General features: G+C 70.6%; 25 protein-coding genes and 1 tRNA gene. 7 read left to right on the top strand and 19 right to left on the bottom strand.

Annotated features, from left to right (window positions below; genetic code table 11):
- The first annotated feature begins 381 nt into the window (after positions 1-381).
- The 3 genes from ACIPV1_RS11975 (at position 382) to ACIPV1_RS11965 (ending at position 2,738) form a co-directional block, all read left to right on the top strand.
- Entirely contained in the window at positions 382-1,296 is a 915-nt protein-coding gene (locus ACIPV1_RS11975; RefSeq protein ID WP_402726436.1) for a PIN domain-containing protein, read from the top strand.
- Positions 1,293-1,919, top strand: coding sequence for a hypothetical protein (locus tag ACIPV1_RS11970; RefSeq protein ID WP_402726435.1), 627 nt, complete (start codon positions 1,293-1,295; stop codon positions 1,917-1,919). The genes ACIPV1_RS11975 and ACIPV1_RS11970 overlap by 4 nt, the downstream gene beginning before the upstream one ends.
- Positions 1,920-2,060: 141 nt before the next feature.
- Positions 2,061-2,738 (top strand): hypothetical protein, encoded by a 678-nt coding sequence (locus tag ACIPV1_RS11965; RefSeq protein WP_402726434.1) that lies wholly within the window; start codon positions 2,061-2,063, stop codon positions 2,736-2,738.
- A gap of 203 nt (positions 2,739-2,941) precedes the next feature.
- On the opposite strand, the gene ACIPV1_RS11960 is transcribed toward ACIPV1_RS11965, so the two are convergent.
- The 3 genes from ACIPV1_RS11960 to ACIPV1_RS11950 all read right to left on the bottom strand — a co-directional run bounded on the left by ACIPV1_RS11960 (position 2,942) and on the right by ACIPV1_RS11950 (position 4,592).
- A tRNA-Pro gene (locus ACIPV1_RS11960) sits at positions 2,942-3,015 on the bottom strand.
- 153 nt (positions 3,016-3,168) lie between these two features.
- Complete coding sequence (locus ACIPV1_RS11955) at positions 3,169-3,765, bottom strand: hypothetical protein (protein ID WP_402726433.1); 597 nt, start codon at positions 3,763-3,765, stop codon at positions 3,169-3,171.
- Positions 3,762-4,592: an endonuclease/exonuclease/phosphatase family protein gene (locus ACIPV1_RS11950; RefSeq protein ID WP_402726432.1), complete on the bottom strand. Its 831-nt coding sequence runs from the start codon at positions 4,590-4,592 to the stop codon at positions 3,762-3,764. Before ACIPV1_RS11950 ends, ACIPV1_RS11955 begins: the two co-directional genes overlap by 4 nt.
- A gap of 70 nt (positions 4,593-4,662) precedes the next feature.
- Here ACIPV1_RS11950 and ACIPV1_RS11945 point away from each other — a divergent pair, with 70 nt between their 5' ends.
- Positions 4,663-6,153: a hypothetical protein gene (locus ACIPV1_RS11945; RefSeq protein WP_402726431.1), complete on the top strand. Its 1,491-nt coding sequence runs from the start codon at positions 4,663-4,665 to the stop codon at positions 6,151-6,153.
- 75 nt (positions 6,154-6,228) lie between these two features.
- Positions 6,229-8,376, top strand: a complete 2,148-nt coding sequence (locus ACIPV1_RS11940) for a RecQ family ATP-dependent DNA helicase (RefSeq protein WP_402726430.1) — start codon at positions 6,229-6,231, stop codon at positions 8,374-8,376.
- A gap of 106 nt (positions 8,377-8,482) precedes the next feature.
- On the opposite strand, the gene ACIPV1_RS11935 is transcribed toward ACIPV1_RS11940, so the two are convergent.
- The 15 genes from ACIPV1_RS11935 to ACIPV1_RS11865 all read right to left on the bottom strand — a co-directional run bounded on the left by ACIPV1_RS11935 (position 8,483) and on the right by ACIPV1_RS11865 (position 22,655).
- The gene (locus ACIPV1_RS11935) at positions 8,483-9,004 is read right to left on the bottom strand and encodes a hypothetical protein (RefSeq protein ID WP_123293894.1); all 522 of its coding nucleotides are present in this window, start codon (positions 9,002-9,004) and stop codon (positions 8,483-8,485) included.
- A 143-nt stretch (positions 9,005-9,147) separates the two neighbouring features.
- Entirely contained in the window at positions 9,148-9,789 is a 642-nt protein-coding gene (locus ACIPV1_RS11930; protein ID WP_402726429.1) for a hypothetical protein, read from the bottom strand.
- A 119-nt stretch (positions 9,790-9,908) separates the two neighbouring features.
- On the bottom strand, positions 9,909-11,429 hold the full coding sequence (gene der / locus ACIPV1_RS11925; protein ID WP_123938795.1) for a ribosome biogenesis GTPase Der: 1,521 nt from the start codon (positions 11,427-11,429) through the stop codon (positions 9,909-9,911).
- A gap of 108 nt (positions 11,430-11,537) precedes the next feature.
- On the bottom strand, positions 11,538-12,221 hold the full coding sequence (gene cmk, locus ACIPV1_RS11920; protein ID WP_260155057.1) for a (d)CMP kinase: 684 nt from the start codon (positions 12,219-12,221) through the stop codon (positions 11,538-11,540).
- Positions 12,222-12,433: 212 nt separating this feature from the next.
- Positions 12,434-13,546: a prephenate dehydrogenase gene (locus ACIPV1_RS11915; RefSeq protein ID WP_123938796.1), complete on the bottom strand. Its 1,113-nt coding sequence runs from the start codon at positions 13,544-13,546 to the stop codon at positions 12,434-12,436.
- 105 nt (positions 13,547-13,651) lie between these two features.
- Complete coding sequence (locus ACIPV1_RS11910; protein ID WP_240347709.1) at positions 13,652-14,443, bottom strand: pseudouridine synthase; 792 nt, start codon at positions 14,441-14,443, stop codon at positions 13,652-13,654.
- A 1,267-nt stretch (positions 14,444-15,710) separates the two neighbouring features.
- Positions 15,711-16,430: an SMC-Scp complex subunit ScpB gene (gene scpB, locus ACIPV1_RS11905; RefSeq protein WP_243692392.1), complete on the bottom strand. Its 720-nt coding sequence runs from the start codon at positions 16,428-16,430 to the stop codon at positions 15,711-15,713.
- Positions 16,420-17,223 carry a ScpA family protein gene (locus tag ACIPV1_RS11900; RefSeq protein WP_111084610.1) on the bottom strand — a complete coding sequence of 268 codons (804 nt, stop codon included), beginning with the start codon at positions 17,221-17,223 and terminating at the stop codon, positions 16,420-16,422. The genes scpB and ACIPV1_RS11900 overlap by 11 nt, the downstream gene beginning before the upstream one ends.
- Complete coding sequence (locus ACIPV1_RS11895) at positions 17,207-18,082, bottom strand: ParA family protein (protein WP_111084609.1); 876 nt, start codon at positions 18,080-18,082, stop codon at positions 17,207-17,209. Before ACIPV1_RS11895 ends, ACIPV1_RS11900 begins: the two co-directional genes overlap by 17 nt.
- A 103-nt stretch (positions 18,083-18,185) precedes the next feature.
- The gene (locus ACIPV1_RS11890; RefSeq protein WP_123938798.1) at positions 18,186-19,013 is read right to left on the bottom strand and encodes an SseB family protein; all 828 of its coding nucleotides are present in this window, start codon (positions 19,011-19,013) and stop codon (positions 18,186-18,188) included.
- A gap of 4 nt (positions 19,014-19,017) precedes the next feature.
- Positions 19,018-19,764, bottom strand: coding sequence for a bifunctional 1-(5-phosphoribosyl)-5-((5-phosphoribosylamino)methylideneamino)imidazole-4-carboxamide isomerase/phosphoribosylanthranilate isomerase PriA (gene priA / locus ACIPV1_RS11885; protein ID WP_111084607.1), 747 nt, complete (start codon positions 19,762-19,764; stop codon positions 19,018-19,020).
- A gap of 100 nt (positions 19,765-19,864) precedes the next feature.
- Positions 19,865-20,500: an imidazole glycerol phosphate synthase subunit HisH gene (gene hisH / locus ACIPV1_RS11880; protein WP_123341022.1), complete on the bottom strand. Its 636-nt coding sequence runs from the start codon at positions 20,498-20,500 to the stop codon at positions 19,865-19,867.
- On the bottom strand, positions 20,497-21,099 hold the full coding sequence (hisB, locus tag ACIPV1_RS11875; protein WP_111084605.1) for an imidazoleglycerol-phosphate dehydratase HisB: 603 nt from the start codon (positions 21,097-21,099) through the stop codon (positions 20,497-20,499). Before hisB ends, hisH begins: the two co-directional genes overlap by 4 nt.
- Entirely contained in the window at positions 21,096-22,202 is a 1,107-nt protein-coding gene (locus ACIPV1_RS11870) for a histidinol-phosphate transaminase (protein ID WP_131878645.1), read from the bottom strand. Before ACIPV1_RS11870 ends, hisB begins: the two co-directional genes overlap by 4 nt.
- Positions 22,203-22,277: 75 nt before the next feature.
- Positions 22,278-22,655, bottom strand: a complete 378-nt coding sequence (locus ACIPV1_RS11865) for a LysM peptidoglycan-binding domain-containing protein (protein ID WP_173169614.1) — start codon at positions 22,653-22,655, stop codon at positions 22,278-22,280.
- A 235-nt stretch (positions 22,656-22,890) separates the two neighbouring features.
- Between ACIPV1_RS11865 and lexA the strand changes: the two genes are divergently transcribed.
- Entirely contained in the window at positions 22,891-23,535 is a 645-nt protein-coding gene (lexA, locus tag ACIPV1_RS11860) for a transcriptional repressor LexA (RefSeq protein WP_123293903.1), read from the top strand.
- A 164-nt stretch (positions 23,536-23,699) separates the two neighbouring features.
- Here the strand turns inward: lexA and hflX are convergent, their stop codons facing one another.
- Positions 23,700-25,238, bottom strand: a complete 1,539-nt coding sequence (gene hflX / locus ACIPV1_RS11855; protein ID WP_123938801.1) for a GTPase HflX — start codon at positions 25,236-25,238, stop codon at positions 23,700-23,702.
- Positions 25,239-25,299: 61 nt separating this feature from the next.
- On the opposite strand from hflX, the gene ACIPV1_RS11850 reads away from it, so the two are divergent.
- Positions 25,300-25,911, top strand: a complete 612-nt coding sequence (locus ACIPV1_RS11850; RefSeq protein ID WP_123938802.1) for a class I SAM-dependent methyltransferase — start codon at positions 25,300-25,302, stop codon at positions 25,909-25,911.
- Positions 25,912-26,065 lie beyond the last annotated feature (154 nt).

Below are 26,065 nucleotides of genomic sequence, written 5' to 3'. Positions count from 1 at the left end.
CCATCGGGGTCCAGGAGCCACATCACCTGCAGGCCGTCCCCTCGTGGCGACGACGACATTGATCCCTTAGGTCCTATGACGGGCGGCCTCCGCAGTCCACCCACGAGCAGCTCAGCTCGAGGACACAGCATTCCCGACCCGAGCGATCTGCTTCAGGGGCAACTTGGGCTCTGCATAGTTCGATAGCCGATTGGCTAGCGGACGCTGTACGGTGCCCAGTCCGGGACGTGGGGAGTCGTATCCGGCTAGCTTCGAGGAACTTCGTTCGTTGTTGGGACCGGTATGGGGCTCTGGCTCCGTCGCCCGATCTGCCTCACGAAGTTCGCGACGTATCCGATGAAGAGACTCGATCCTGCTCGAATCTCCAGCTAGCGTCAGTGGATGATTGAACTGCGATCTTCTGCCGACCCGAAGGCGACGGCGGCCTCGCTCAGGAACTTTGCGCGCGACCTAGAAAACGTCGTCGGCGCGAACATCGAAGCGGTTGACCGTCTCAACGGATGGCGAAGGTGGGTCGGCGCTACGGCGTTTGCTCTGAGCCCTGTGTTGACGGCCACTGCGCTGCGGAAGCACGTGCGGGGAGATCACTACGAATTGCTCCAGACGCTGAATCCAGCCAGCTACGGCAGTCAGCTCATGTGGCTGATCGACACCGAGACTCAATCGCGGATCGAGTCGCTGAAGGCCGACGCCAATGAACTCGAGCGGGTGGTTGATCGCTGGACCCGATTCGGCCGCGGGGTGGCCCTCGTGCTCGACACAAACGTGCTCTTGACCTTCGGCGAGCATCTAATGCGCGCGCGCTGGTACAGCCTTACCAATCGCCTCAGTCACCTTCCGATCTCGGTGGTGATCCCGATCCAAGTCGTCGAGGAACTCGACACGCAGAAGGACCGCGGTGCTCCCGAGGCACGCACTCTCGCTCGCATGACCCTGAAGTGGCTCGACTCCCTTTTCGGAGACGGATATCACGACGACACGATCGACGTCGCGGGCACCGCGCGAGGGCGGTGCACCTTCCGACTACTTGTGGACGAACTAGATCGAGTCCCCCTGCCGCGTCCGGACGCGGACATCATCGACCGCGCCCTCGCGCTCCAGCCGTTCGCGGAGGAGGTCGTCATCGTCAGCGAGGACCGCAGCATGCGGTTCCGAGCCAAGGCGGCAGGGCTCGGTGCCATAGAGATGCCATTCAACGTGGTTCCCGACGGGAAGCAGCAACCCCGCAAGAAAGAGGCTCCTAACAGGCTTGCTCCGCCCCAAGGACAGCCGGGACGGCCCGCGAGAACGCCGTGACCAAGGAAGATCACCGCTCGCTCAGGGTCGACCTCGGTGGCAACCTTTCGACAGGATCGCCCGCTGGCGATCACGCATTGTTCTTTGCGCGGACCTGGGCGGAACGTCTAGCTGATGAGCTGCCGGCCGCGATCTCAGCAAGCACGGCGCTGATCAAGGACGATCGTGCGTTCGAGCGCATGGAGGATTGGAGTCCGTCAGAAGACGACGTCGCACGGTCGTTCCGCCGAATGTGGGCTGCAAATGCATCGGTGGTGTGGACCGGGTACCAGGCGCAGCGATGGCTTCGACGCCTCGCACGCGAGCTCGACGAGGAACCACCGGACGAGGTCCCGTCTTTGAAATCGTTGCGAGACGCGCTCGAACATCTCGACAGTGCTCTGTTCGATGACACCGGAACCGCGGTAACGGATCCCGTCGACAGGCGTCAGACCGGTCTCAAGAAGATCGGTGGCCTTCGAGTGGAGTCCTGGGATCCGGGAGGTCCCCTGTTCGCGCTCGTTGACGTCGCCGCACTGCGTCGGCTGTCTCAGGGGATCACCGACCGGCTGCACAGCTTGCTAAACGAGGTAGCGGAGGACTACGCAGTGCAGGCGGAGATAGATCGGTTGCGCGGGAAGTAGCCGCGTTGGTCGTTTTGACCCCAGGGCAAGACGCGAGAAGGAAGGCGAAGATGCGGCGCGGCCTCCTTGGAAGCGGAGGGGACGAGGCGACAATGAGGAATGCCCACCACTGTGCCAGGCCTAACCCCAACCGTCATCCTCATGGACTCTCCGCTGAACACGTCTCAGCGGTTTCTCGCCACGGCTTACGACTCGGTAGCGAACCTCATTGAGAAGGTCTACCCAGCGGTGAAGGGAGCGCCGCGAAGAGGTCGACTGACTGATCCGGAGCAGGACGTCTTCAGGTCGGCGGTGGTGTTCGCGGGAGCAGGCGTGGATACCACCCTCAAACAAGCACTTCGGGACGCAGCGCCTCTCCAAGCTTCGTTCTCGAAGGAGGGTCGCGCACAGTTCCAGCGATGGGTGACGGGCTACATACAGCAGTCCAATGCTGTAGATGCCAAGAAGGTGTCGGCCCTCTTGATCGCGGAGCCGAATCCGGCTCGTGAGCTGCAGCGCCTCTACATCGAGCAGCTGACCGATCACAGCCTCCAGTCCCAGGATCAAGTCAAGGCAACCTTGGTCGCTCTCGGACTCGAAGGCAGCAAGGCCCTTTTCCGAGACTCATCCGTCGTCAACCCTCTCTTCAAAGCCAGGAACGAGATCGCACATGCAATGGACATGACGGATCACGCGGCGCGCGGCGTGGGTGATCGGACGCGTAACGACCGAAAGATCGAAACCTACGTGAACATTTGTCACGCCGGTCTTGACTACTGCCAGCGAGTTCTGAACGCACTCCAGACCAGTCTCGACGACAATCCGGAAATCATCTGGTGAACCGTTCGATAGCCGGTCCCCCAGCGAATCTCGGCCTCCGAACCAAACCGGATACAGCTGCCGCAAGGACGGTGTCTCAGATAGGTGGTCCGCTCATCGTCGCAGTGAGGGACCCCTATGCGTACGACCCCACGACAGCCACCGAAACGAAGAAGCCCACCGATATCCTCGATGGGCTTCTTCGTGGTGTCTCACACCTTCGGTCGGGCTGACAGGATTTGAACCTGCGACCCCTTGACCCCCAGTCAAGTGCGCTACCAAGCTGCGCCACAGCCCGCGAGTTCCGGAGAACTCAGGATCCCGGAGGACCCTCGCCCACGTCCGACCGGAGCGCGAGCGACCGGTCCAGCATAGCGGACGCCAGACCTCCTCCGCGCCACGGCGAGTCGGAGCGAGCAGCAACCAGAGCCACCGGAACGAGCACGCACGGTCACCCCGGCCGCGCCACCTCGCGCCGCACCACCTCGCGCCGCGCCGCCAACCACGGCAACCCGAGCCCGACGAGCAACCCTCCGGCCCCGTCCGCCGCCAGGTCGCCGATCGTGTCGTCGTACCCGACGTAGATCGCCGAGTCGACGAAGTTGTGCCCGAGCCACTCCCCCATCTCCCACGCGGCCCCGATGGCGAGTCCCGCACACAGTCCGAGGATCGCGACGACCACCCGCCGCTCCCCGTCCGGCGCCGGCACCGCGCGCAGGTCAGCGCCGATGACGTAGAGCACGGCGGCGAGCAGCCCCGTGAGCACGACGTGCATGAACTTGTCCCACAGGAACACGCTCGTGTACCACTCGAGCACGCTCGACCAGCCCGCGAGGAGCACGAGCACGCACACCGCCAGGTCGAACGCGGGCCTCAGCCCGAGCATCCGCGGCACCACGACTCCGAGCAACGACAGCGCCATCACCGGCAGGGCGGTGCCACCCCACCCGATGCTCGCGACGACCAGGCTCACGAGCGTCAGGGCACGCACCACGTCGGCCACCAGGAACTTCGGGCGCAGGAACGTCGGCCCGAGCGCCCGGATCACGACGCCCACCGCACGACCGCGTGCACGGCCGCGTGGTCGGAGGGCCACACGCCGCCCGGCCGCCGGTTCGACACGGCCACCCGGTCGACGGTCGCGTCCGGCGTCACCAGCACGCCGTCGATGCGCCGGCCACCGACACGCGGACTCGCGTAGTGCGGGTACGTCCCGTACGGCTCGCCCACCTGCCTGGAGGCCCGTCCCCAGCTGTCGACGACACCAGCGTCCGCCAGTGCTCGCCATGGTGCGGACCCTGCCGCGCTGTTCCAGTCGGCCATCACGACGGCGGGCAGGCCGCGCTGTCGCACGATCCGGCCGAGGAGTTCGGCGGACCGCAGTCGGGCCCACGGCGATGCGACGTCGAGGTGCGTCGCGATGGCCAGGAACCGGACGCCGGTCGCGCGGTCGTCGACGACGGCCCCGACGGCGTGCCGGGGGAAGGACGTGACCCACGAGCGGGATCCCGGACGGCTCGGTGTGCGGGACAGCGCCCACGTGCGTCGCTCGACGACGTCGAGGCGGGAGCGGTCCAGGAAGAGCCCGACCTGCTCCCCACTGCCGCGCGCGCCGCGCCCGACCAGGACGGGCTCCCAACCCGACCCGAGGCCGGCCGTGAGGTCGTCTGCCTGCGTGGGGAGGGCCTCCTGGACGGCGAGGACGGTGGGCGCTTCGGACGTGACGAGCGCGGTGATGGCATCGCGGCGACGCTCCCAGGCGTCCGGGTGTGCGGACGGTCGCGGCACGCGGCGCCGCACGTTGAGGGTCATGCAGTGGACCTCGGGCGACCGGACGGCTCCGATGAGCGGGTGGTCGTCGGGGTGGTGGGGCATGCCTCCCTTCTACGAGACGACACCCGTCGGATTCCCAGGGACCTCTCCGCGTGGCTCGTAGGGTGGCCCGATGCGTTCTCGTTCCACCCCTCGTGTCCTCGTCGCGATCGCCGTCTCCGGACTGCTGCTCGGAGCCGCCGGGTGTACGTCGAGTGGGCCGGACACGAGCCGCCCGACCCTCGCGAAGGCCACGGCGGGGACGGTCACGGTCGCCGACGCCTCCGACGCTGCGGCACGGTCGGTGCGGGTGAGCACGGCCCTGTTCGCGAGTGCTCCCGGCGCGATCGTGGCGACGGCCGGCGATGCCGACGCGATCTCCGATGCAGCGAAGGCCGCGGCGAGCGCCCACGTTCCGGTGCTGCTGACCGCGAAGGACGAGCAGGACACGAAGGGCGGCGCTGCCGTCGCCCGCGAGCTCGATCGGCTCGGGGCTGATTGGTACCAGGCCGAGGGCGACGTGTCGGTCGACACGGACGTCGAACAGCGGAAGGCGCCTGAGGGCGGCGACGCGCCGGAGTCGACCCGGGCCTCCCGGCAGGCCACCGTGGTGGTGGCGGACGCGAGCGCGGACGCTGCGGCCGTGGCGACCGCGAAGGCCGCCGGTGCGGAGGTGGTGACCATGCCGGAGGGCGTGACCGACCCGGCTGCCGCACCCGACGTGGTGACGGCGCTGCACGAGCGGAGGCAGCACCAGACGGTCCTGGTCGGTGCGGCGTTCGACGCGCTGCAGGACCCGGAGTGGACGGTACGGGCGGCCGAGGGCGGCTTCCAGCTGCGGAACGGCGGCCAGCGGCCGTTCGACGGGCACCGCTACGTGGCGCTCTACGGGGCTCCCGGCGCGCCGGCGCTGGGCGTGCTCGGCGAACAGGGGCCGGAGGCCACCGTCCAGCGCGCCGAGCAGGTCGCGAAGCCGTACCGGGCCGAGTCCGACGAGCTGGTGACGCCCGCGATGGAGGTCATCGCGACCGTCGCCGCGGGTGACGCCGGAGCGGACGGCGACTACTCGACCGAGCTGCCGGTGTCGACGCTCGAGCCCTACGTGGACGCCGCGCACGACGCCGACATGCCCGTGATCATCGACCTGCAGCCGGGCCGCTCGGACTTCCTGTCGCAGGCGAAGCAGTACGAGTCGCTGCTGAAGAAGCCCGGGGTGTGGCTCGCGCTCGACCCGGAGTGGCGGCTGACGAAGGACCAGGTGCCGCTCGAGCAGATCGGCAGCGTGTCCGCGTCCGAGGTGAACGAGGTGTCCTCGTGGCTCGCATCGCTCGTCAAGGACGAGGGGCTGCCGCCGAAGGCCCTCGTGCTGCACCAGTTCCGGCTCTCAATGATCCAGGACCGTGACGCCCTGAAGACCCATCCGGAACTCGACATGCTCGTGCACGTCGACGGGCAGGGGTCGCAGCCGGACAAGCAAGCGACCTGGAAGGCGCTGCACGAGGGCGCTCCCGAGGGCCTGCACTGGGGCTGGAAGAACTTCTACGACGAAGACACGCCCATGCTGACGCCCGGGCAGACGATGGCCGACGTGCATCCGACGCCGTCGTTGGTCACCTACCAGTAAGGCGGTTCCGTCGCGTTGTCCACAGACTGGAGGCGCGGCCCGCGTTTCGTCGGTTGCTCCTGACAGCATGGGGGCATGGACACCCCCACCGCCGCTCCGTCTGTCGTCTCGCCTTCTGCGGACATCGCCGCCGAGGCACAGCAGGCGCTCGCTGCGCTCACGGGGCGCCCCGACGCGGTCTTCCACCCCGGCCAGCTCGAGGCGATCTCCGCCCTGGTCGAGCACCGGCAGCGTGCCCTCGTCGTGCAGCGCACCGGGTGGGGCAAGTCGGCGGTGTACTTCCTCGCGACCCTGCTGCTCCGACGCCGTGGTGGCGGCCCGACCGTCCTGGTGTCGCCGCTGCTCGCCCTGATGCGCGACCAGGTGGCAGCGGCTGCCCGGGCGGGGGTCCGTGCGGTGTCGATCAACTCGGCGAACGCGCACGAGTGGGGCGAGACCCAGGCCGCGCTCGCCCGAGACGAGGTCGACGTGCTCCTCGTCTCCCCCGAACGCCTGAACAACCCGAAGTTCCGCGACGAGCAGATGCCGACCCTGATCGCCCGGATGGGCATGCTCGTGGTCGACGAGGCGCACTGCATCTCGGACTGGGGCCACGACTTCCGACCGGACTACCGCCGGTTGGCCGAGCTCATCCGGTCCCTCCCCCACGGCGTCCCGGTCCTGGCGACCACCGCGACCGCGAACGAGCGCGTGGTCGAGGACGTCGCCGAGCAGCTCACCGCCGGCCCGGCCGACCCGGTGTTCACGATCCGCGGGTCGCTCGCCCGGGCATCGCTGCGCTTGGGCGTGCTCACGCTGCCCGACGCCCGGCAGCGGCTCGGCTGGCTGCTCGCGCACCTCGGCGACCTGCCCGGCAGCGGCATCATCTACACGCTCACGGTCTCGGCGGCCGAGGACATCGCTCGCCTGCTCCGCGACAACGGGTACGCCGTCCGGGCCTACACGGGGCGCACCGACACCGACGAGCGGGAGCAGCTCGAGCAACAGCTCAAGGGCAACGAGCTGAAGGCCCTGGTCGCCACGAGTGCGCTTGGCATGGGGTTCGACAAGCCGGACCTCGGGTTCGTCGTGCACGTGGGCGCGCCCTCGTCGCCTGTCGCCTACTACCAGCAGATCGGTCGTGCGGGTCGTGCCACCGACAACGCCGACGTGCTGCTGTTGCCCGGTCGTGAGGACCGCGAGATCTGGCAGTACTTCGCGAGCGCGTCGATGCCGACCGAGGCCCGGGCCTCCGCCGTGCTCGGCGCCCTGTCCACCGACACCGCGATGTCGACGGTCGCGCTCGAGGGTCTTGTCGACATCAAGCGCTCCACCCTCGAACTCCTGCTCAAGGTGCTCGACGTCGACGGGGCGGTTCGACGCGTCACCGGCGGCTGGGTCTCCACCGGGCAGCCGTGGAAGTACGACGCTCCGCGGTACGAGCGTGTCGCCGCGGCGCGTTCCGCCGAGGCCGCCTCGATGCTCGACTACGAGTCCACCTCGGCGTGCCGCATGCAGCTCTTGCAGCAGGACCTCGACGACCCGTCGGCGGAGCCCTGCGGCCGGTGCGACAACTGCGCCGGGGCGTGGTTCCCGACCGCGGTCTCCGACACGGACTCGTCCGGTGCGGCTGCCGCGCTCGACAAGGTCGGTGTCGAGATCGCCCCGCGTGCCCAGTGGCCGTCGGGCATGTCGTCGCTCGGAGTCTCGGTACGGGGCAAGATCGGCGCCGACGAGCTCGTGCAGCCCGGCCGTGCAGTGGCTCGTCTGACCGACCTCGGTTGGGGTGGACCGCTGCGTGCACTGTTCTCGCCGTCCACGCCCGATGCCCCGATCTCCCGCGAGCTCGTCGACGGCTGTGTCCGGGCGCTCAAGGACTGGCCGTGGGAGACCCGGCCGACCGGGGTCGTGGCGATGTCCTCGCGGTCGCGGCCGCAGCTCGTGGGGTCACTCGCCCAGGCGCTGTCGACGATCGGGCGGCTGCAGTTCCTCGGCACGCTCGACCGGAACGGCGGCACACCCCGCGGCGACGGTGCGACGAACAGCGCGTACCGGTTGTCCGGCGTGTGGGACACCTTCGTGGTGGATTCGTCGCTCGCCGCTGCCTTGCAGTCCCACGACGGCCCGGTGCTGCTCGTCGACGACCTGGTCGACAGCCGGTGGACGATGACCGTCGCGGGCCGCGAACTCCGGCGTGCCGGGGCCGCCGCCGTGCTGCCCTTCGCGCTGGCCACCGTCGCGTAGCGCTGCGCCGCCCGCCGCCGCACCCGTTCCGCGACAGCCCACGAGTCGATCGACGCGTGGTCTGTCGCAAGGGTGGTGCGGGCGCCGGAGCCGGCGGTCGACGGGGCTAGCGGCGGGCGGGCTTGGGGAACGTGGCGCGCATGTGGTCGGTGGTGAGCACGTCGCCGATGCCGATCATGAGCAGTGAGAACACGATCTGCTCGATCACCATCCAGAACGGGTACAGCCCGGGGATCGCCGCCACGATGAGCGTCACGATCGGGAAGATCCGGCTGAACAACCGCACCCGCTGGTACGCCCAGTAGTACCCGAGCTGTGCCCGCCACGCGAACACGTAGAGCGTCAGGGTGATGAGCAGCACGACCGTCGCCCGGAACCACACCGCCCACGGCACGGTCTCCCCCGCGCGCGTCAGCAGCACGGCCACGACGATGGCCGCGAGTCCGACGATCGTCTCCGCGACGAGCAGCCACCGGATCCACCGGAACGAGCGCACGGTGTCGGGGTGCTCGAGCATGTCCTGACGGATGACGTACCCGCCCTGGCGACCTCCGGCCAGCCGGTCGAGCCGCAGCCGGCACCACAGACGGTCGGCGAGGCCACCGAGTCCGTCGTTGCGCTGCGTCACCAGTACATCGTGCCGCATCGAGCGACCGCCGGCGTACCGCGCTGTCGCCGACCCCAACCCCGACCCCGACCCCGAACGACGTCCTCGAGGTCGCACGACGTCGACGAGGTCGTTCCGGGTCGGCGCAGGGCTCCCCAGCCGGCTCAGTCGCTCGGAACGAGCGCCGCGCCACCGAGCACGGTGCCGGTCGCCGCGTTGAGCAGGACGAGGGAGCGGACCTCGTCGGGCAGGGTCCACGGGTCGCTCAGCACGACGGTCAGCCCCTGCTCGACGCCGGCGGCCTGGAAGACGTCGAAGGACTCCCCCGCCGGCGTCCACTCCGGTTCCTTGCCTCCGGTGACGGTCCCACCGGACAACACGACGTCGACTGGGCCGCTCGTGCCCGTCTTCAGGTGCGAGATGTCCACCGCGAGGGTGGCGTCACCCGTGTTCCCCGCGATGTGGACGTGGCCAGAGGCAGCGGCGCCGTCGATGCCGACGATGTCCCCGGAGACCGGCGGGACACGGCGCCACCACGGCTCGATCGGCGACGAATCGACGGGTTGCACGGCCGGGGACGCCTCGGGCAGGGGCACGCCGAGGCCGTTCGAGGGTCGCAGGACCTCCGCGGGCGACTGCGCGGGCTCGGGCACGGGGGCAGCGCGTTCGGAGCGGGTGACTGCGTCGTCCTCGGAGGGTGCGTGCGAGACCGTCCAGAGCGACACCGAGCCGACGACGACCACGGCGACGAGGGCACCCACCAGGGCGAGCCGACGTCGATCCGTTCCCCACCGCCCGATGCGCACGGTCCCATGATGCCGCGCCGACGCTGCGGACGTGCTCCGGGCCTCCTGGCCGAACGCGAACGCGAACGCACAACGCGCCCCGTGCAGACGGGACGCGTTGTGTGTGACGGAGCTGCGACTCAGCGCTTCCGGCGCTCGCGCACGCGCATGTTGACGTTGATCGGGGTGCCGGAGAAGCCCCAGACCTCGCGGAGTCGACGGGTGATGAACCGTCGGTACTGCGGGTCGAGGAACGCCGACGTGAAGAGCACGAACGTCGGCGGCTGGCTCGACGCCTGGGTCCCGAACAGGATGCGGGGCTGCTTGCCGCCGCGCACGGGGTGGGGGTGCTCCTGGACGAGCTCGGCGATGAAGGCGTTGACCTTGCCCGTCGGGATGCGGGTGTCCCACGACGCGAGGGCCGTCTCGAGCGCCGGCACGAGCTTCTCGAGGTGACGGCCGGTGCGGGCGGAGATGTTCACGCGCGGGGCCCAGGCGACGTGCGCCAGGTCCTGCTCGATCTCGCGCTCGAGGTAGCGGCGGCGTTCGTCGTCGAGCAGGTCCCACTTGTTGTAGGCCAGGACGAGCGCACGGCCCGACTCGAGCACCAGGTCGATGATGCGCAGGTCCTGCACGGAGACGGGCTCGGTGACGTCGAGGACGACGACGGCGACCTCTGCCTTCTCGAGCGCGGCGGTGGTGCGGAGCGAGGCGTAGAAGTCGGCGCCCTGCTGCATGTGGACGCGCTTCCGGATGCCGGCGGTGTCGACGAAGCGCCACACCTTGCCGCCGAGCTCGATCTGCTCGTCCACCGGGTCGCGGGTGGTGCCGGCGATGTCGTTCACGACGACGCGCTCTTCACCGGCGGCCTTGTTGAGCAGCGAGCTCTTGCCGACGTTCGGGCGGCCGAGGATGGCCACGCGACGGGGGCCACCGACCTCCTGCTTGGCGACGGCCGAGGTGTCGGGCAGCGTCTTGACGATCAGGTCGAGCAGGTCCGCGACGCCACGGCCGTGCAGGGCCGACACGGGGTGCGGCTCGCCGAGCCCCAGGTTCCAGAGCTCGTAGGCGTCGAGTTCGCGGCGCTCGTCGTCGGCCTTGTTCGCGACGACGATGACGGGGCGGTCGGTGCCGCGGAGCATCTTGACGACGTGCTCGTCGGTGGCGGTGATCCCGACCGTGACGTCGACGACGAACAGCACGGCGTCGGCGAGGTCGATCGCGACCTCGGCCTGCGCGGCGACCGAGGCGTTGATGCCCTCGGCGCCGGGCTCCCAGCCGCCGGTGTCGACGAGCGTGAAGCGCTTGTCGTTCCAGTCGGCCTTGTAGCTGACGCGGTCACGCGTGACGCCGGGGACGTCCTGCACGACGGCCTCACGACGACCGAGGATGCGGTTGACGAGCGCGGACTTGCCGACGTTCGGGCGGCCGACGATCGCGAGCACCGGGTAGGCGGGCAGGTAGTGGACGCCGTCCTCGCCGACCTGACCGGCCTCGAGCAGGGCGAGGTCGTCGTCCTCGAGGTCGTACTCCTCGAGTCCGGCGCGGAGCGCGGTCGCGCGCTGCTCGGCCTCGGCCTCGTCGAGTCCGGCGAGCCGCTCGCCGAGGGCGTCGTCGTACTGGGGGAAGTCGTCGTTGTCCGGGTTGTCCAACTGAGCCATGGTGGGTTCCTCGCGAGCGGCCGGAGCCGCGGTGTCGGTGGCCGTTCCCGGCCGGGCCGGAGATCCGGCCGTGGTGTGACCAGGCGGCCGAAGCCGTCCGGTCGTGCGTCAGTGCGTGGCCGCGCGGGCCAGGTCGACGACCGCCTGCACGGTCTGGTCGAAGTCGAGGTCGGTGGAGTCGAGCGTCGTGACGCCGTCTGCGGCGTTCATGAAGTCGACGACCTTCGCGTCCGCCGCGTCTCGACGAGCGAGTGCGGCGGAGGTCTCTGCGGCCGACTGGGTCGTGACCTCCGCCGAGCGCCGGGCCATTCTAACGGACTCGTCGGCCGTCAGCAGGATCCGGACCTCGGCGTCGGGTGCGACCACCGTGGTGATGTCCCGACCCTCGGTGATGATGCCCGGTGCGTCGGTCTTCCGCATGACGTTCCGGAACAGCTGCACGAGCCGGTTTCGGACGTCGGGGAGCTTCGCGATGTGGGCCACCGCGCCCGTCACGTCCGGGGTGCGGATCGCGTCGGTGACGTCGGTCTCCCCCACGCGCACGTAGTAGTCGTCGGGGTCGGTGCCGATGGCGTAGTCGAAGGTGTCCCAGCTCGCCAGGATCGCCGCCGCGTCGTCGAGGTCGACCCGCTGCTGCAGGGCGTGCCAGGCGAGGGCGCGGTAGGCGGCGCCGGTGTCCTGGTAGCCGTAGCCGAGGGCCCGGGCGGCCGCGCGGGAGACGCTCGACTTGCCACTGCCCGCTGGGCCGTCGACGGCGATGACGATCTTCGCGACGTAGGCGCCGTCGGTCAGACCGGCCGGTACCGGGGCGCTGGTCGAACCGGGCTCGCCGCCGGGCTCGCCGAGGCCGCCGGCCGGACCGCCGAGCGGGCCGCCGTCCGCGCCACCGCGGGCGCCGTCACCGGGGGTCGGGGTCGGCAGACCGGAGTCCGGACCGTCCGGCCCGCCGGTCACGCCGGAGTCGGCGGTCACACCGGAGTCGTTCGTCGCTGCGTTCGTGTCGTTCAGGCCCATGCTGCTGCGATCCTCCATCCGCGACCCTCGAGTTCCTCGACGAGTCGCTGTTCCTGCTCGGGCAGGACCGACACCTCGACGATGCCGATCTGCGCGCCCGGTGAGTGCTCGAGGCGCATGTCCTCGAGGTTGATGCCGATCTCCCCGATGAACGTCAGGAGGGCGGCGATCTGCCCGGGGGTGTCGTCGACGAGGACGACCACCTGGGCGAAGCGCTTGGTGGTGCCGTGCTTGCCGGGCAGCCGTTCGACCCCACGGTTGCCGGCGGCGATCGTCTCGGCCAGGGTCCGCGGTGACCCGGCAGCGGCGGGGTCGTCGAGCGCCCCGATCACGCCGCTCAGCTCGTCGCGCAGGTCGGACAGCACCCGCCGCACGTTGGCCGCGTTCGCGCCGATGATCTGCACCCACAGGCCGGGGTCGCTCGCGGCGACACGGGTGACGTCGCGGACGCCACCGCCCGCCAGGCCGAGGGAGCCGTCCGGGGCGTCACGCAGCCGTGAGGCCATCAACGTCGAAACGAGCTGCGGCACGTGCGAGACGTAGGCCACGGCCAGGTCGTGCGACGCCGGGTCCATCGGCACGACGGTCGCACCGACGTCGAGCGCGAGGTCTTCGACCACGGCGGCGCGCTGGTAGCTGATGGCGTCGTGCCCGGCGATCACCCACGGGCTGCCGACGAACAGGTCGGCGCGGGCGGCGCTCGGTCCGCTGCGTTCACGTCCGGCCATCGGGTGCGACCCGATGTAGCGGGTGACGTCCGCGCCGGCTGCCACGAGCTCGGTCAACGGTCCGGCCTTGACGCTCGCGACGTCGGTCACGATGGCGTCCGGGTACGCGGACAGTTCGCGGGCGACGACGGTCGCCACGACGTCCGGCGGGACCGCGACCACCACGAGTTCCGGCTGGTCACCGGGTTCGGGCCGCCGGCCGGCCCCGTAGTCGACGGCGAGCGCCAACGCGCCGGGTGAGACGTCGTCGAGGACGACGTCGACCCCCTTCTCGCGCAGCGCGAGACCGATCGAGGTGCCGAGGAGCCCGGTGCCGACGACCCGCACCGGGCCGCGCACGCGGCGGTCGATGTCGGGTGGGCTCAGGTCGGTCACCGGGCAAGCCTACCGACCGACACCCGGGCATCGGTCGACGCCCGGGTGGCGGTCACGGCCCGGGTGGCGGTCACGGCCCGAGGGCCGGTCGCAGGCCGGTCGCGGTCAGTCCGCGGTCTCGTCGTCCCACTCGTCGTCGTCGCCCTGGTCGAGGGCGACGTCGCGGTCGTCACGAGCGGAGGGCTTCGCGTCGCGGACGGTGCCGAGCAGCTTCCCGACCTCGACCGTGCCCAGCTCGCGCATCTTGCCCGGCGGCAGGCTGCCGAGGTGCAGCGGCCCGAACGAGCGGCGGACGAGTTCGAGGACCGGGTGGTCGACGGCCTCGAGCATGCGACGGACGATCCGGTTGCGGCCGGAGTGCAGCGTGATCTCGACGAGCGACTCACCCCGCGAGGACTCGAGCAACCGCACCTTGTCGGCCTTGATCGGACCGTCCTCGAGCTCGACGCCCTCGGTCAGACGCTGGACCACGGCGGGGTTCACGTTGCCGTGCACCTTCGCGATGTAGGTCTTCTGCACGCCGAACGACGGGTGCGCGAGCACGTGCGCCAGGTCGCCGTCGTTCGTCAGGACGAGCAGCCCGGAGGTCTCGGTGTCCAGGCGACCGACGTTGAACAGCCGCTCCTCGTAGCGGTCCACGAACTCGGTCAGGTCGCGGCGACCGCGCTCGTCCTGCAGGCTCGAGACGACACCGGTCGGCTTGTTCAGCACGATGTACCGCCGCGAGGAGTCGATCTGCACCGGCACGCCGTCGACCGAGATCGCGTCCGTCGCGGGGTCGACACGACGCCCGAGGGCGTCCACCACCTGCCCGTTGACCGTCACGCGGCCCTCGACGATCAGGTTCTCCGCGACGCGACGAGATGCCACGCCCGCAGCGGCGATCACCTTCTGCAGGCGCTCCCCCTCTGCCTGGAGGCCCGGCTCGGCCCCGGCAGACGTCGTCCCGTCCGCCGCGTCCCAGTCCTCGATGATCGGGCGTTCGGGCGTGCCCTCCACCGGAGCACCGTGGCTGTCGCGCTCACCGCTCGGCTTCGGCGTGGTGCGGTTGCCCGCGCTGTTGCCGCCCTTGCCGGGGCGGTCGCTGTTGCGGACGCTCGTGGTTCCGCCGACGTAGCGGCGGCCGTTGTGCCAGACGCGGCTCTGCTGGCCGTCGGGACCGCGGCGGTCCTCGCGGCTGTCGCGGTTGTCGCGAGGTGCCGAGCTGCGGTCGTCACGGCCGCGGTAGCCACCACGGTCGTCACGGGGAGCTGCGCTGCGGTCATCGCGGCCGCGGTAGCCACCACGGTCGTCACGGTTGTCGCGGGGTGCCGAGGTGCGGTCGTCGCGGCCGCGGTACCCACCACGGTCGTCACGCGGAGCCGAGTTCCCGCGGTACCCACCACGGTCGTCACGCGGGGCCGAGCTGCGGTCATCGCGCCCGCGGTAGCCACCACGGTCGTCACGCGGGGCCGAGCTGCGGTCATCGCGACCCCGGTACCCACCACGGTCGTCGCGCGGCGCGGGGCTGCGGTCGTCGCGACCCCGGTACCCACCACGGTCATCACGCGGAGCCGAGTTGCCCCGGTAGCCACCACGGTCGTCGCGCGGGGCCGAGCTGCGGTCATCGCGACCCCGGTAGCCACCACGATCGTCACGCGGCGCGGAGTTCCCGCGGTAGCCACCGCGGTCATCGCGCGGAGCCGAGCTGCGGTCATCGCGACCCCGGTAGCCACCACGGTCATCGCGCGGCGCGGAGTTCCCGCGGTAGCCGCCACGGTCGCCGCCGCCGGCACGGTCGTCACGGCCTCGGTACCCACCGCGGTCGTCACGCGGAGCCGAGTTGCCCCGGTACCCGCCACGGTCGTCGCGCGGAGCCGAGCTGCGGTCGTCACGGCCGCGGTACCCACCACGGTCATCACGCGGCGCGGAACTACGGTCATCGCGACCCCGGTACCCACCACGGTCGCCACCGCGGTCGTCGCGCGACTGGTAGCCGCCACGACGGTCGTCGTCACGCGGCGGACGTGCGCCCCCGCGGTCGTCGCGACCGTACCCGCCGGAGCGGCCACCGGCACTGGAGCCGGCCCCGCCGCGGCCGGGAGCCGAACGCCCGGGGCGATCCGGGCCTCCTGAGCGTCCGTTGCGGTCGTCTCGGTCTCGGGGCGCGCCGCGCCCCCGGTCGTCAAACCCGGCCATCGGGGATCCCTTCGTTCTGCCCGAAGCCGTCCGCACCGTCGTCCAGGAGGGGCGAGATGAGCGGCAGCTCGTCGAGCGAGTTGATGCCGAGCTGCTGCAGGAGCAGATCGGACGTGACGTAGTTGATGGCGCCGGTCTCGGAGTCGGTGAACGACTCCTCGATGAGACCGCGCGCGACCAGCGTTCGGACGACGCCGTCGACGTTGACGGCGCGGATCGACGCGATCTGGGATCGCGTGATCGGTTGCTTGTAGGCGACGACCGCGAGGGTCTCGAGTGCGGCCTGCGACAGGCGCGAGGGACGCTCGGCCTCGACGAACTGCTCGACGACGGCGTCCAGGTCCTGGCGGACGTAGAAGCGCCAGCCGCCGCCGACCTCGCGGAGTTCGAACCCGCGGCGGGTGGTGCCGTCGACGCCGTCGAAGTCCGCGACGAGGCGTTCGACGGCCTGGCGGACGGCGGGGACGGGGGCGTTCACGGCGGCGCCGAGCGCGACGAGCGACTGGGGCTCGTCCGCGATCATCAGGATCGCCTCGAGCTGGCGGTCGATCGGGATCGCCGGGTGCGCCTGCGGGGCGCGGTCGTGCTCGTGCTCGTGGTCGTGCTCGGCGCGCGCGTGGATCTCGTGCTCGATCGCGCGGGCGTCGGCCATCTCGTCGGCGCCGCCGGGTTCGGCGCTGGACGTGTCGTGCACGTCATCCGTCATAGTCGGCTCCCAGGTTGGCGAGGCTCTCGTCGGACCAGTCCTCGGCGGTCCATCGGAGCGTGAGTTCCCCGAGCGGCTCGAGTTGTTCGAACGAGATCGATGCGTTCCGGTACAGCTCCAGGATCGCGAGGAAGCGAGCCACCACGATACCCGTCTGGTCGACACCCGCGACCAGTTCGCGGAACGAGACCCCCTCGCCGTCGCGTGTCCGCAGGATCGAGACGACGATCGCGGCCTGTTCGCGGATGCTGATGAGCGGCGCGTGCAGGTGGTCGAGTCCGACCGTCGGGATCTCCCGCGGGGCGAACGCCAGCGCTGCCAGTGCGGCGAAGTCCTGCACCGAGAGCGTCCACACGAGCTCGGGCGTGCGGGCGCGGAACCGCTCCTCGAGCCGGACGCTCCGGACGTGCCGACGCGACTCCACACCCCAGCGTTCGCCGAACCAGTCGGCGGCCTGCTTGAACGCCCGGTACTGCAGCAGCCGCGCGAACAGCAGGTCTCGGGCTTCGAGCAGGGCGACGTCCTCGGCATCGACGAGCTCACCCTGCGGCAGCAGCCCGACGATCTTCAGGTCGAGCAAGGTGGCGGCGACGACGAGGAACTCGCTCGCCTCGTCGAGTTCGTCCGCCGACTCGGCCTGACGCACGTACTGGATGAACTCGCCAGTGACCGCGCCGAGCGAGACCTCGGTGATGTCGAGCTCATGCTTCGTGATGAGCGACAGCAGGAGGTCGAACGGGCCGTCGAAGTTGGTGAGTCGGACCCGGAACCCCGACTCAGGCGACGGCGCCACGCTGGACGAGCTCTCGTGCGAGCTGCCGGTAGGCGTGGGCGGCGGCGTGGTCCGGCGCCGTCTGGGTGATCGGTCGAGCGGAGACCGTGGCGTCCGGGAACTTCACGGTCCGCCCGATGACGGTGTCGAGGACCCGGTCGTCGAAGGTGTCGACGACGCGCTCCATGACCTCGCGCGAGTGCAGGGTGCGCGAGTCGTACATGGTGGGCAGGATGCCGTCGAGCGTCAGCGCCGGGTTGAGGCGGTCGCGCACCTTGTCGATCGTCTCGATGAGCAGGGCGACACCGCGCAGGGCGAAGAACTCGCACTCGAGCGGAATGAGCACCCCGTGCGCCGCGGTCAGGGCGTTGACGGTGAGCAGGCCGAGCGACGGCTGGCAGTCGACCAGGATCACGTCGTAGTCGTTCGCGACCTTGCGCAGCACGCTCGCCAGGATCTGCTCGCGGGCGACCTCGTTGACCAGGTGCACCTCGGCCGCGGACAGGTCGATGTTCGCCGGGATCACGTCGAGCCCCGGAGTGTTCGTCGGCTGGATGACCTGGATCGGGTCCTTCACGGCGCCCATCAGCAGGTCGTAGACGGTGTGGATGTCGTGCGTGCGGACACCGAGGCCCGCAGAGAGCGCACCCTGCGGGTCGAAGTCGACGGCCAGGACCTTGCGGCCGTACTCCGCCAGGGCTGCACCGAGGTTGATCGCCGTGGTGGTCTTGCCGACGCCGCCCTTCTGGTTGCAGAGAGCGATGATGCGCGCGGGGCCGGTGCTGTCGAGTTCCTCGGGCACGGGGAACTCCCGGACAGGACGACCCGTCGGACCGATGGAGGTCGCGCCGGTGGGGTTGGTCGTCGGGTTCGTGCTCACCCGGCCATCGTACCGGCGACGCCGGCCGGCCCGGGGCCGCACCGCCGCGCACGGCCGGGTCTGCGTTGCTCGTGGCCGGGTGCGTGGCCGACGCGGTCGCCGCTCAGGCTGCCCGCAGGGCCACGCGCATGCTGTCGACGCGCTCGGCGATGACGGCGTCCGTCGACCACCGCTGCTGCAGGCGTCCGACGAGCTCGCCGACCTGCTCGCGGTCGAGCCCGGGGTGCAACACCAGTCCGACGGTCAGCTCCGGGCCGGCGAAGCGTCCGACCGGGTCACCGGGGGTCAGTTCGACACGGGCGACGCTGCGCTCCCCCACGACCGAGTCGGCGAACGCCTGGGCGACCTCGGGGTCCTCGAAGCACGGGGTCCACGGCAGGTCCTGGCCGAGCGCCCACACCGCGGGACGGCGCAGCACGAACTCGGTGGCCGACTTCGGGTCGAGCACGACGAGCTGCGTCTCCTCGCTCGCCGCGGCCATCGCCACCCGGCGTGACTCGACGGGCACGGGCCGGGCATCGGCGTCCCAGACGTGCATTGCTTCGACCGAGGTGAACGCGGGTATCACGCTCCGCCCGTCCGGCCCGGCGACCGTCACGATCGAGAGCTCCTGGGTCTTGTCCACGAGCTTGCCGGCGTCGGTCTCGCCGAGGTCGCCGGCCTCGGCGATGAGCGGGATGAGCAGCCGGGCGGTGCGCAGTGCATGGACGACCGCCGCCTGCGATGCACCGGCGGCCACGCCTGCGATCGCCGCGGTCAGCGCCGGGTCGGCCAGACCGTCGTCGTCGGCGAACGCGGTGTCGTGATGGTCGAACGTGCGGCCTTCCCACGTGAAACCGGCCGAGTCCGCCGCGCCACCCGGGGTGTGTGCGTCGTCGGGACCGGTTGCCGCGTCCGGACCGGTTCCGCGCCCGTTCGAGATCCCCGCCACGCCGCTACTCCGAGGCGATGTCGAGTGCGGCCGGCAGCGTGAACGCCCCGGAGTACAACGCCTTACCGATGATCGCGCCCTCGAGCCCGAACGGCACGAGCTCGCGCAGCGCCCGCAGGTCGTCGAGCGTCGAGATCCCACCAGAGGCCACGACGGGCTGGTCGGTCCGGTCGCACACCTGGCGCAGCAGCTCGACGTTCGGGCCCTGCAGCGTGCCGTCCTTCGTGACGTCAGTGACGACGTACCGGGCGCAGCCCGCGGCCTCGAGCCGGTCGAGGACCTCCCACAGGTCGCCGGCGTCCTCGGTCCAACCGCGGCTGGCGAGGGTCGTGCCACGCACGTCGAGCCCGACGGCGATCTGCTCGCCGTACTCGCCGATCACCCGAGCGGCCCAGTCCGGGTTCTCGAGCGCCGCCGTGCCGAGGTTGACCCGGGCAGCGCCGGTGGCCAGCGCGGCCTCGAGCGAGGCGTCGTCGCGGATGCCACCCGACAGCTCGACCGAGACGCCGTCGACCTCGCGGATCGCGTGCGCGATGACCTTGCGGTTGTCGCCCCGACCGAACGCTGCGTCGAGGTCCACCAGGTGGATCCACTCGGCGCCCTGGTCACGCCAGGTGCGCGCGGCGGCGACGGGGTCGCCGTAGCCGGTCTCGCTCCCCGCCTCGCCCTGGGTCAACCGGACGGCCTGGCCGTCGACCACGTCGACGGCAGGCAGCAGGACGAGGGGCGAGGTGTCGGTGAGGTCGGTCATGGTCCTGTCGATTTCGTCACGGTGGAGAAGGTGCGGTGTTGTTCGGCCTGGAGGCCCGTGGCGCGTCCGGCGGCGCCGTCGCGCCCGTTGCGGGTCGGGTTCAGAGCGAGCGCACCCAGTTGGTCAGCAGGCGGATGCCCGGCTCGCCGGACTTCTCGGGGTGGAACTGGGTCGCGGTGAGCGGCCCGTTCTCGACCGCGGCGATGAAGCGCTGCCCGTGTTCGGCCCACGTCAGGCCGGGAGCACGGAACGGCCCGTAGGCGTCGAGGGGGAAGTCGGTCACGCCGTACGAGTGCACGAAGTAGAACCGCTCGTCGTGCAGCCCGTCGAACAGCACGGAGTTCTCCGGTGCCTGGACGGTGTTCCAGCCCATGTGCGGCAGGACCTCGGCCTGGAGCTGCTCGACGGTGCCGGGCCACTGCCCGAGCCCCTCGACGTCGGCTCCGCGTTCGATGCCGCGGGAGAACAGCACCTGCATGCCGACGCAGATGCCCAGCACCGGACGGCCACCGGCCAGACGGTGGTCCACGATCTCGCCGCCCTGGACGCCCTCGAGCTGGTCGATGACCGCGGCGAACGCCCCGACCCCGGGCACGAGCAGGCCGTCGGCACGGAGCGCCGCCTGCTTGTCGGAGGTCAGCGTGACCTCGGCCCCTGCCCGCTCGAGTGCCTTGGCGGCGGAGTGGACGTTGCCCGACCCGTAGTCGAGGACGACGACGTTCGGCTTCGCGGTCACAGTGCGCCCTTGGTGGAGGGGATGCCGTCGACGCGCGGGTCGAGCTCGACCGCCTTGCGCATCGCACGCGCGAACGCCTTGAACTCGGCTTCCGCGATGTGGTGCGGGTCTCGGCCACCGAGCACACGGACGTGCACGGTGATGCCCGCGTTGAACGTGATCGCCTCGAACACGTGGCGGATCATCGACCCGGTGAAGTGACCGCCGATGCGGTGGAACTCGAACCCCTCAGGCTCACCCGAGTGCACGAGGAACGGACGCCCGGAGACGTCGACGACCGCCTGGGCCAGCGCTTCGTCGAGGGGCACGAGGGCGTCGCCGTAGCGGCCGATGCCGGACCGGTCGCCGAGGGCCTGCTTGAGCGCCTGCCCGAGCACGATGCCGGTGTCCTCGACCGTGTGGTGCACGTCGATGTCGGTGTCACCGGTCGACCGCACGCGCAGGTCGATGAGCGAGTGCTTGCTGAACGCGGTCAGCATGTGGTCGAAGAACGGCACGCTCGTCGAGATGTCGGACGAGCCGGTGCCGTCGAGGTCGAGCTCGAGTTCGACGCTCGATTCGCTCGTGCTGCGGCTGATCGAGGCGGTGCGCGCGGTCATGCCCCAACCCTAACCGGCGGCTGCTCGGCGGCGACCTGCCGCATGGCGTCGAGGAACGCGGTGGTCTCCTCTTCGGTGCCGGCACTCACCCGCAGGTGGTTCGGGATGCCGAGGTCGCGCACGATGACGTCCCGCTCGAGCAGCGACTCGAACGCAGCGTGCGGGTCGGCGACCCCACCGAACAGGACGAAGTTCGACCAGGTCTCGTACGTCCGGTAGCCCATGGCCTGCAGCTCGGTCACCATCCGGTCGCGCTGCTGCTTGATGTCGTCGACCATCGCGAGCATCTCGGGCGCGTGGCGCAGTGCGGCGACGGCGGCTGCCTGTGTCAGGACGGACAGGTGGTAGGGCAGTCGGACGAGGCGAACAGCGTCGATCACGGCGGGGTGTGCCGCCATGTAGCCGACCCGCGCACCGGCGAACGCGAACGCCTTGCTCATGGTCCGGGAGACCACGAGCCGCTCCCGCCCAGGCAGCAGCGTCAGGGCGCTCGGCACGTCGGCCGGCATGAACTCGGCGTAGGCCTCGTCCACCATCACGATGCCGTCGGTCGCGGCGTACGCGGCCTCGATCGTCTCGATCGGCAGCGGTGTGCCCGTGGGGTTGTTCGGCCCGCACAGGAACACGATGTCCGGTCGGTGCTGCTCGATCGCCGCCACGACGGTCTCGGGTGAGATGCGGAACTCGTCGTCGCGCTCCGCCGGGATCCAGGTCGTGCCGGTTCCGGACGCCAGGATCGAGTGCATCGAGTAGGTGGGCGGGAACCCGAGGACGGAACGCCCCGGGCCACCGAAGGCCTGCAACAGCTGCTGGAGCACCTCGTTCGAGCCGTTCGCCGCCCACAGCTGTTCTGCCGACAGGCCGTGGCCGAGGTACCCCGCCAGCGACTCGCGGAGCTCCGTGAACTCGCGGTCCGGGTAGCGGTTCACCGTCGCGAGCGCCTGTCGGATCGAGGCGACGATGTCGTCAGCCACGTCGTCCGGCACGGGATGCGTGTTCTCGTTGACGTTCAGCTGGACGCGGACGTGCTTCTGCGGAGCGCCGTAGGGGCTCTGACCGCGGAGGTCGTCTCGGATCGGGAGGTCTTCCAGCGTGAATGCCACCGATCCATCGTAGGCCGCTGTGGCCACCGGGCGACCAGCCGTCCGGACGGGACTGCCCTCGACCACTCGCGGCAGCTACTGGCCGGAGGTGTACTTCGTCGGGATGGCGATCTGCTCGCCGGCCTGCAGCCCGGAGCCGTCGAGAGCGTTGAGGCTGATGACGTCCTGCACGAAGTCGCGCGGGTCGGCGTTCGGCGCGGTGTCCTCGGCCAGCTGCCAGAGCGTCTCGCCCGGCTGGATCGTGACCGTGTCGAACTGCGTCCGGGTGCCACCAGCGGCGGCGTCACCGGCGGACGCCTGGCCGCCGTTCAGGACGAAGAAGGCGACGACGATGAGGAGGGGGAGCGCGGCGAGCGTCGTGAAGACGATGCGGCCGCGGCGCGTCAGGCGCAGGCGGACGCGCACGGCGGGGGCCGCGGTGCGCTGGATGTCAGCGATGGCGATGGTGCTCATGTCGTTCTTGCCTTCCCGTTCGGGTGAACCGAAGTCGTGTACCGAACATAGTTTCGAATCAGACGACGCACAAGTCCTGAGAGAGGATTTCTGCGGGGTTTTCTTGCGACACGCTCGAACAGGTGTTTGTCCGGGGTTGACCGGTCGGATACTGTTTCGATCGACTGGGACAAGTCAAACGGGGACCACCGACATTCCCGCCACGGCCGCTCAGCACCGACGAAAGCGAGACGACGTGGTGGACGAACTGCGGGGCCAGAAGCCGCTGACCGCGAAGCAGCAGACGATCCTCGACGCCATCCGCGCGTCCATCGCCTCGCGGGGCTACCCGCCGAGCATGCGCGAGATCGGCGACGCAGCCGGGCTCTCCTCGCTGTCGAGCGTGTCCCACCAGCTCGGCCAGCTCGAGCTCGGTGGCTGGATCCGCCGCGACCCGAACCGTCCCCGTGCGCTCGAGGTCCTGGTCGACGAGCCCACGCCGGACGTCACCGGGCCCGACGTCGACGCCACCACCCTCGTGCCGCTGGTCGGCCGGATCGCCGCCGGTGTCCCGATCACGGCGGAGCAGCACGTCGACGAGATCGTCCCGCTGCCCCGGCAGCTCGTCGGCTCGGGCGACCTCTTCATGCTCAAGGTCGTCGGCGAGTCGATGATCGACGCCGCGATCTGCGACGGCGACTGGGTGGTCGTCCGTGCGCAGCAGACCGCCGAGAACGGTGACATCGTCGCCGCGATGCTCGACGAAGAGGCGACCGTCAAGGTCTTCCGCCAGCGCGACGGCCACACGTGGCTGCTCCCGCGCAACACCGCGTTCGAGCCGATCCTCGGCGACGCGGCCTCGGTGCTCGGCAAGGTCGTCGCGGTCCTCCGCTCCCTCTGAAGCACGCCGGGCACTGACCGGAGCACAACCGAAATCGGCTCGAACCACGAGATCTCGTGGTCCGAGCCGATTTGGGTTGTGCGGCGCTGAACGGAACCGCGGCCGGAGCGCACCCGCACGACGGACGTGGGGCGGGCCTCCCGGCCGTCAGCCGGTACCGGGTGTCAGGACGTGACGGGGGCGACCACGTACGGATCGAGCTCCGCGACCTGGCGCTGGAAGACGCGCACGCGCAGGCGGGTGCCGTCCTCGACGTAGTCGACGGAGTCGACCGCGCCGGCGTCGTGCAGCGTGGAGACGAGGTCACCGCGGTCGTAGGGCACGACCACCGTGAGCTCGACGTCGGGCTCCGGCAGGCGCTCCTCGATGGTGCGGAGCAGCTCCGGGATGCCCTCGCCGGTCCGGGCCGACACGAAGACGGCGTCCGACGCGAGCCCGATCAGGACGAGGCGCTGTGCGTCGTCGATCAGGTCGGCCTTGTTGAACACGACGATCTCGGGGATGTCGTGCGCGCCGACGTCGCCGATGACCCCGCGCACCGTCGCGAGCTGGGCCCCGGGGTCGGGGTGCGAGCCGTCGACCACGTGCACGATGACGTCGGCCTCGCCGACCTCCTCGAGGGTGGAGCGGAACGCCTCGACCAGCTGGTGCGGCAGGTTCCGGACGAAGCCGACCGTGTCCACGAAGGTGAACTCGCGGCCCTTGGTGCTCTCGGTCCGGCGGACCGTGGCGTCCAGCGTCGCGAACAGCTGGTTCTGCACCAGCACGCCGGCGCTCGTCAGACGGTTCAGGAGCGAGGACTTGCCCGCGTTCGTGTAACCGGCGATCGCGACGCTCGGCACCTCGTTGCGGTGACGGTCGGCACGCTTCGCCTCGCGCGCAGGACGGAACCCGGCGATCTGGCGGCGGAGCTTCGACATGCGGGTGTGGATGCGACGTCGGTCGAGCTCGATCTTCGTCTCACCGGGACCACGCGAACCCATGCCCGCACCGCCGGAGACCTGACCACCGGCCTGCCGGGACATCGAGTCACCCCAGCCGCGCAGTCGTGGCAGCAGGTACTGGAGCTGCGCGAGCTCGACCTGGGCCTTGCCCTCTCGGGTCTTCGCGTGCTGGCTGAAGATGTCGAGGATCACGGCCGTGCGGTCGATGACCTTGACCTTCACGACGTCCTCGAGCGCGCGGCGCTGCGACGGGGCGAGCTCGGTGTCCGCGATCACCGTGTCGGCGCCGGTGGCCTTGACGACCATCGCGAGCTCTTCCGCCTTGCCCTTGCCGAGGTAGGTCGCCGGGTCGGGGTTCGGTCGACGCTGGAGGAGTCCGTCGAGGACCACCGCGCCGGCCGTCTCGGCCAGGGCGGACAGCTCCCGCAGGGAGTTCTCGGCGTCCTGGGCGTCACCGTGCGGGTACACGCCGATCAGGACGACCTGCTCGAGCCGCAGCTGGCGGTACTCGACCTCGGTGACGTCCTCGAGCTCGGTGGAGAGGCCGGCGACGCGGCGCAGGGCCGCCCGGTCCTCACGGTCGTACTGGTCGCCGTCGCCGTCCCACCCGTGCTCGTCGACCGAGCGGGTCTGGATCGCCTGGGCGGGGGCGAAGATGGACGATGCTGCGCGGCGGTCGGCGTTGCGCAACACCCGTTCGACGACACCGTCTGCGCTGTCGTCGTTGGTCTGGTCGTTCTGCTGATGGGTATCCGTCATCCTGTCCACAGGGTACCTCCGGCGGGCCTCGGACACACCGGGTTCCCGCTACGGTTCATCCATGGCGAACGACCACTACTTCTCCGCGAACCCGTCATCGGACACCCGCGAACGCCAGATCGACGTCACCCTCGCCGGCCGGTCGCTCACGCTGACCACGGCAGCAGGGGTCTTCAGCCCGGACGGCCTCGACCGCGGCACCCGTGTGCTGCTCGGTTCCGTCCCGCCGCCCGCGCACGACGGCGCGCTGCTCGACGTCGGCTGCGGCTGGGGCCCGATCGCGATCACGATGGCGCTGCACTCCCCCGACGCGGCGGTGTGGGGCGTCGACGTCAACGAACGGGTGCTCGGGTTGGCGCGGGCCAACGCCGAGGCCGCGGGTGCGTCGAACGTCACCATCGCCCTGCCCGACGACGTCCCGGACGACCTGCGGTTCCGGACGATCTGGTCGAACCCGCCGATCCGCGTCGGCAAGGACGAACTCCACGAGATCCTGCTGACGTGGCTGCCCCGGCTCGAGGTCGAGGGCGACGCCTGGCTCGTGGTCTCGAAGGACCTCGGGGGTGACTCGTTGCAGAAGTGGCTCGTCGGTGCGCTCGGGGCCGGGTTCCACGTCGCGCGGGCGTCCACCGACAAGGGGTTCCGCGTCATCCGGGTGCGCCGGACGGCGTAGGCGGGCGCGCGGCGCCGGGCGCCGCGCGCGCCGCCCGGCCGGGCCGCGCCGGGCGCGCGCTGCGCGCCCGCGCCACTTCGTGAGCAGAAATGGTCGAGTCGCCGCAGCGCACCCGACCATTTCTGCTCACGAAGCGAAGCCCGACCCGCGGCCC

The organism is Curtobacterium sp. NPDC089991 (assembly GCF_044748425.1).
In the GTDB taxonomy this organism is placed as follows: Bacteria; Actinomycetota; Actinomycetes; order Actinomycetales; family Microbacteriaceae; genus Curtobacterium.
Note: the sequence above shows the minus strand (reverse complement) of the source record. Positions and strands in the feature narration are given on the sequence as shown.

Bases quoted from the DNA above. Each gene is read 5' to 3' on its own strand.
- ACIPV1_RS11975 (WP_402726436.1), top strand. From the start codon at position 382: ATGATTGAACTGCGATCTTCTGCCGACCCGAAGGCGACGGCGGCCTCG.
- ACIPV1_RS11965 (WP_402726434.1), top strand. From the start codon at position 2,061: ATGGACTCTCCGCTGAACACGTCTCAGCGGTTTCTCGCCACGGCTTAC.
- ACIPV1_RS11950 (WP_402726432.1), bottom strand. From the start codon at position 4,592: ATGCCCCACCACCCCGACGACCACCCGCTCATCGGAGCCGTCCGGTCG.
- ACIPV1_RS11945 (WP_402726431.1), top strand. From the start codon at position 4,663: ATGCGTTCTCGTTCCACCCCTCGTGTCCTCGTCGCGATCGCCGTCTCC.
- ACIPV1_RS11940 (WP_402726430.1), top strand. From the start codon at position 6,229: ATGGACACCCCCACCGCCGCTCCGTCTGTCGTCTCGCCTTCTGCGGAC.
- der (WP_123938795.1), bottom strand. From the start codon at position 11,429: ATGGCTCAGTTGGACAACCCGGACAACGACGACTTCCCCCAGTACGAC.
- scpB (WP_243692392.1), bottom strand. From the start codon at position 16,430: ATGACGGATGACGTGCACGACACGTCCAGCGCCGAACCCGGCGGCGCC.
- priA (WP_111084607.1), bottom strand. From the start codon at position 19,764: ATGACCGACCTCACCGACACCTCGCCCCTCGTCCTGCTGCCTGCCGTC.
- hisB (WP_111084605.1), bottom strand. From the start codon at position 21,099: ATGACCGCGCGCACCGCCTCGATCAGCCGCAGCACGAGCGAATCGAGC.
- ACIPV1_RS11865 (WP_173169614.1), bottom strand. From the start codon at position 22,655: ATGAGCACCATCGCCATCGCTGACATCCAGCGCACCGCGGCCCCCGCC.
- hflX (WP_123938801.1), bottom strand. From the start codon at position 25,238: ATGACGGATACCCATCAGCAGAACGACCAGACCAACGACGACAGCGCA.
- ACIPV1_RS11850 (WP_123938802.1), top strand. From the start codon at position 25,300: ATGGCGAACGACCACTACTTCTCCGCGAACCCGTCATCGGACACCCGC.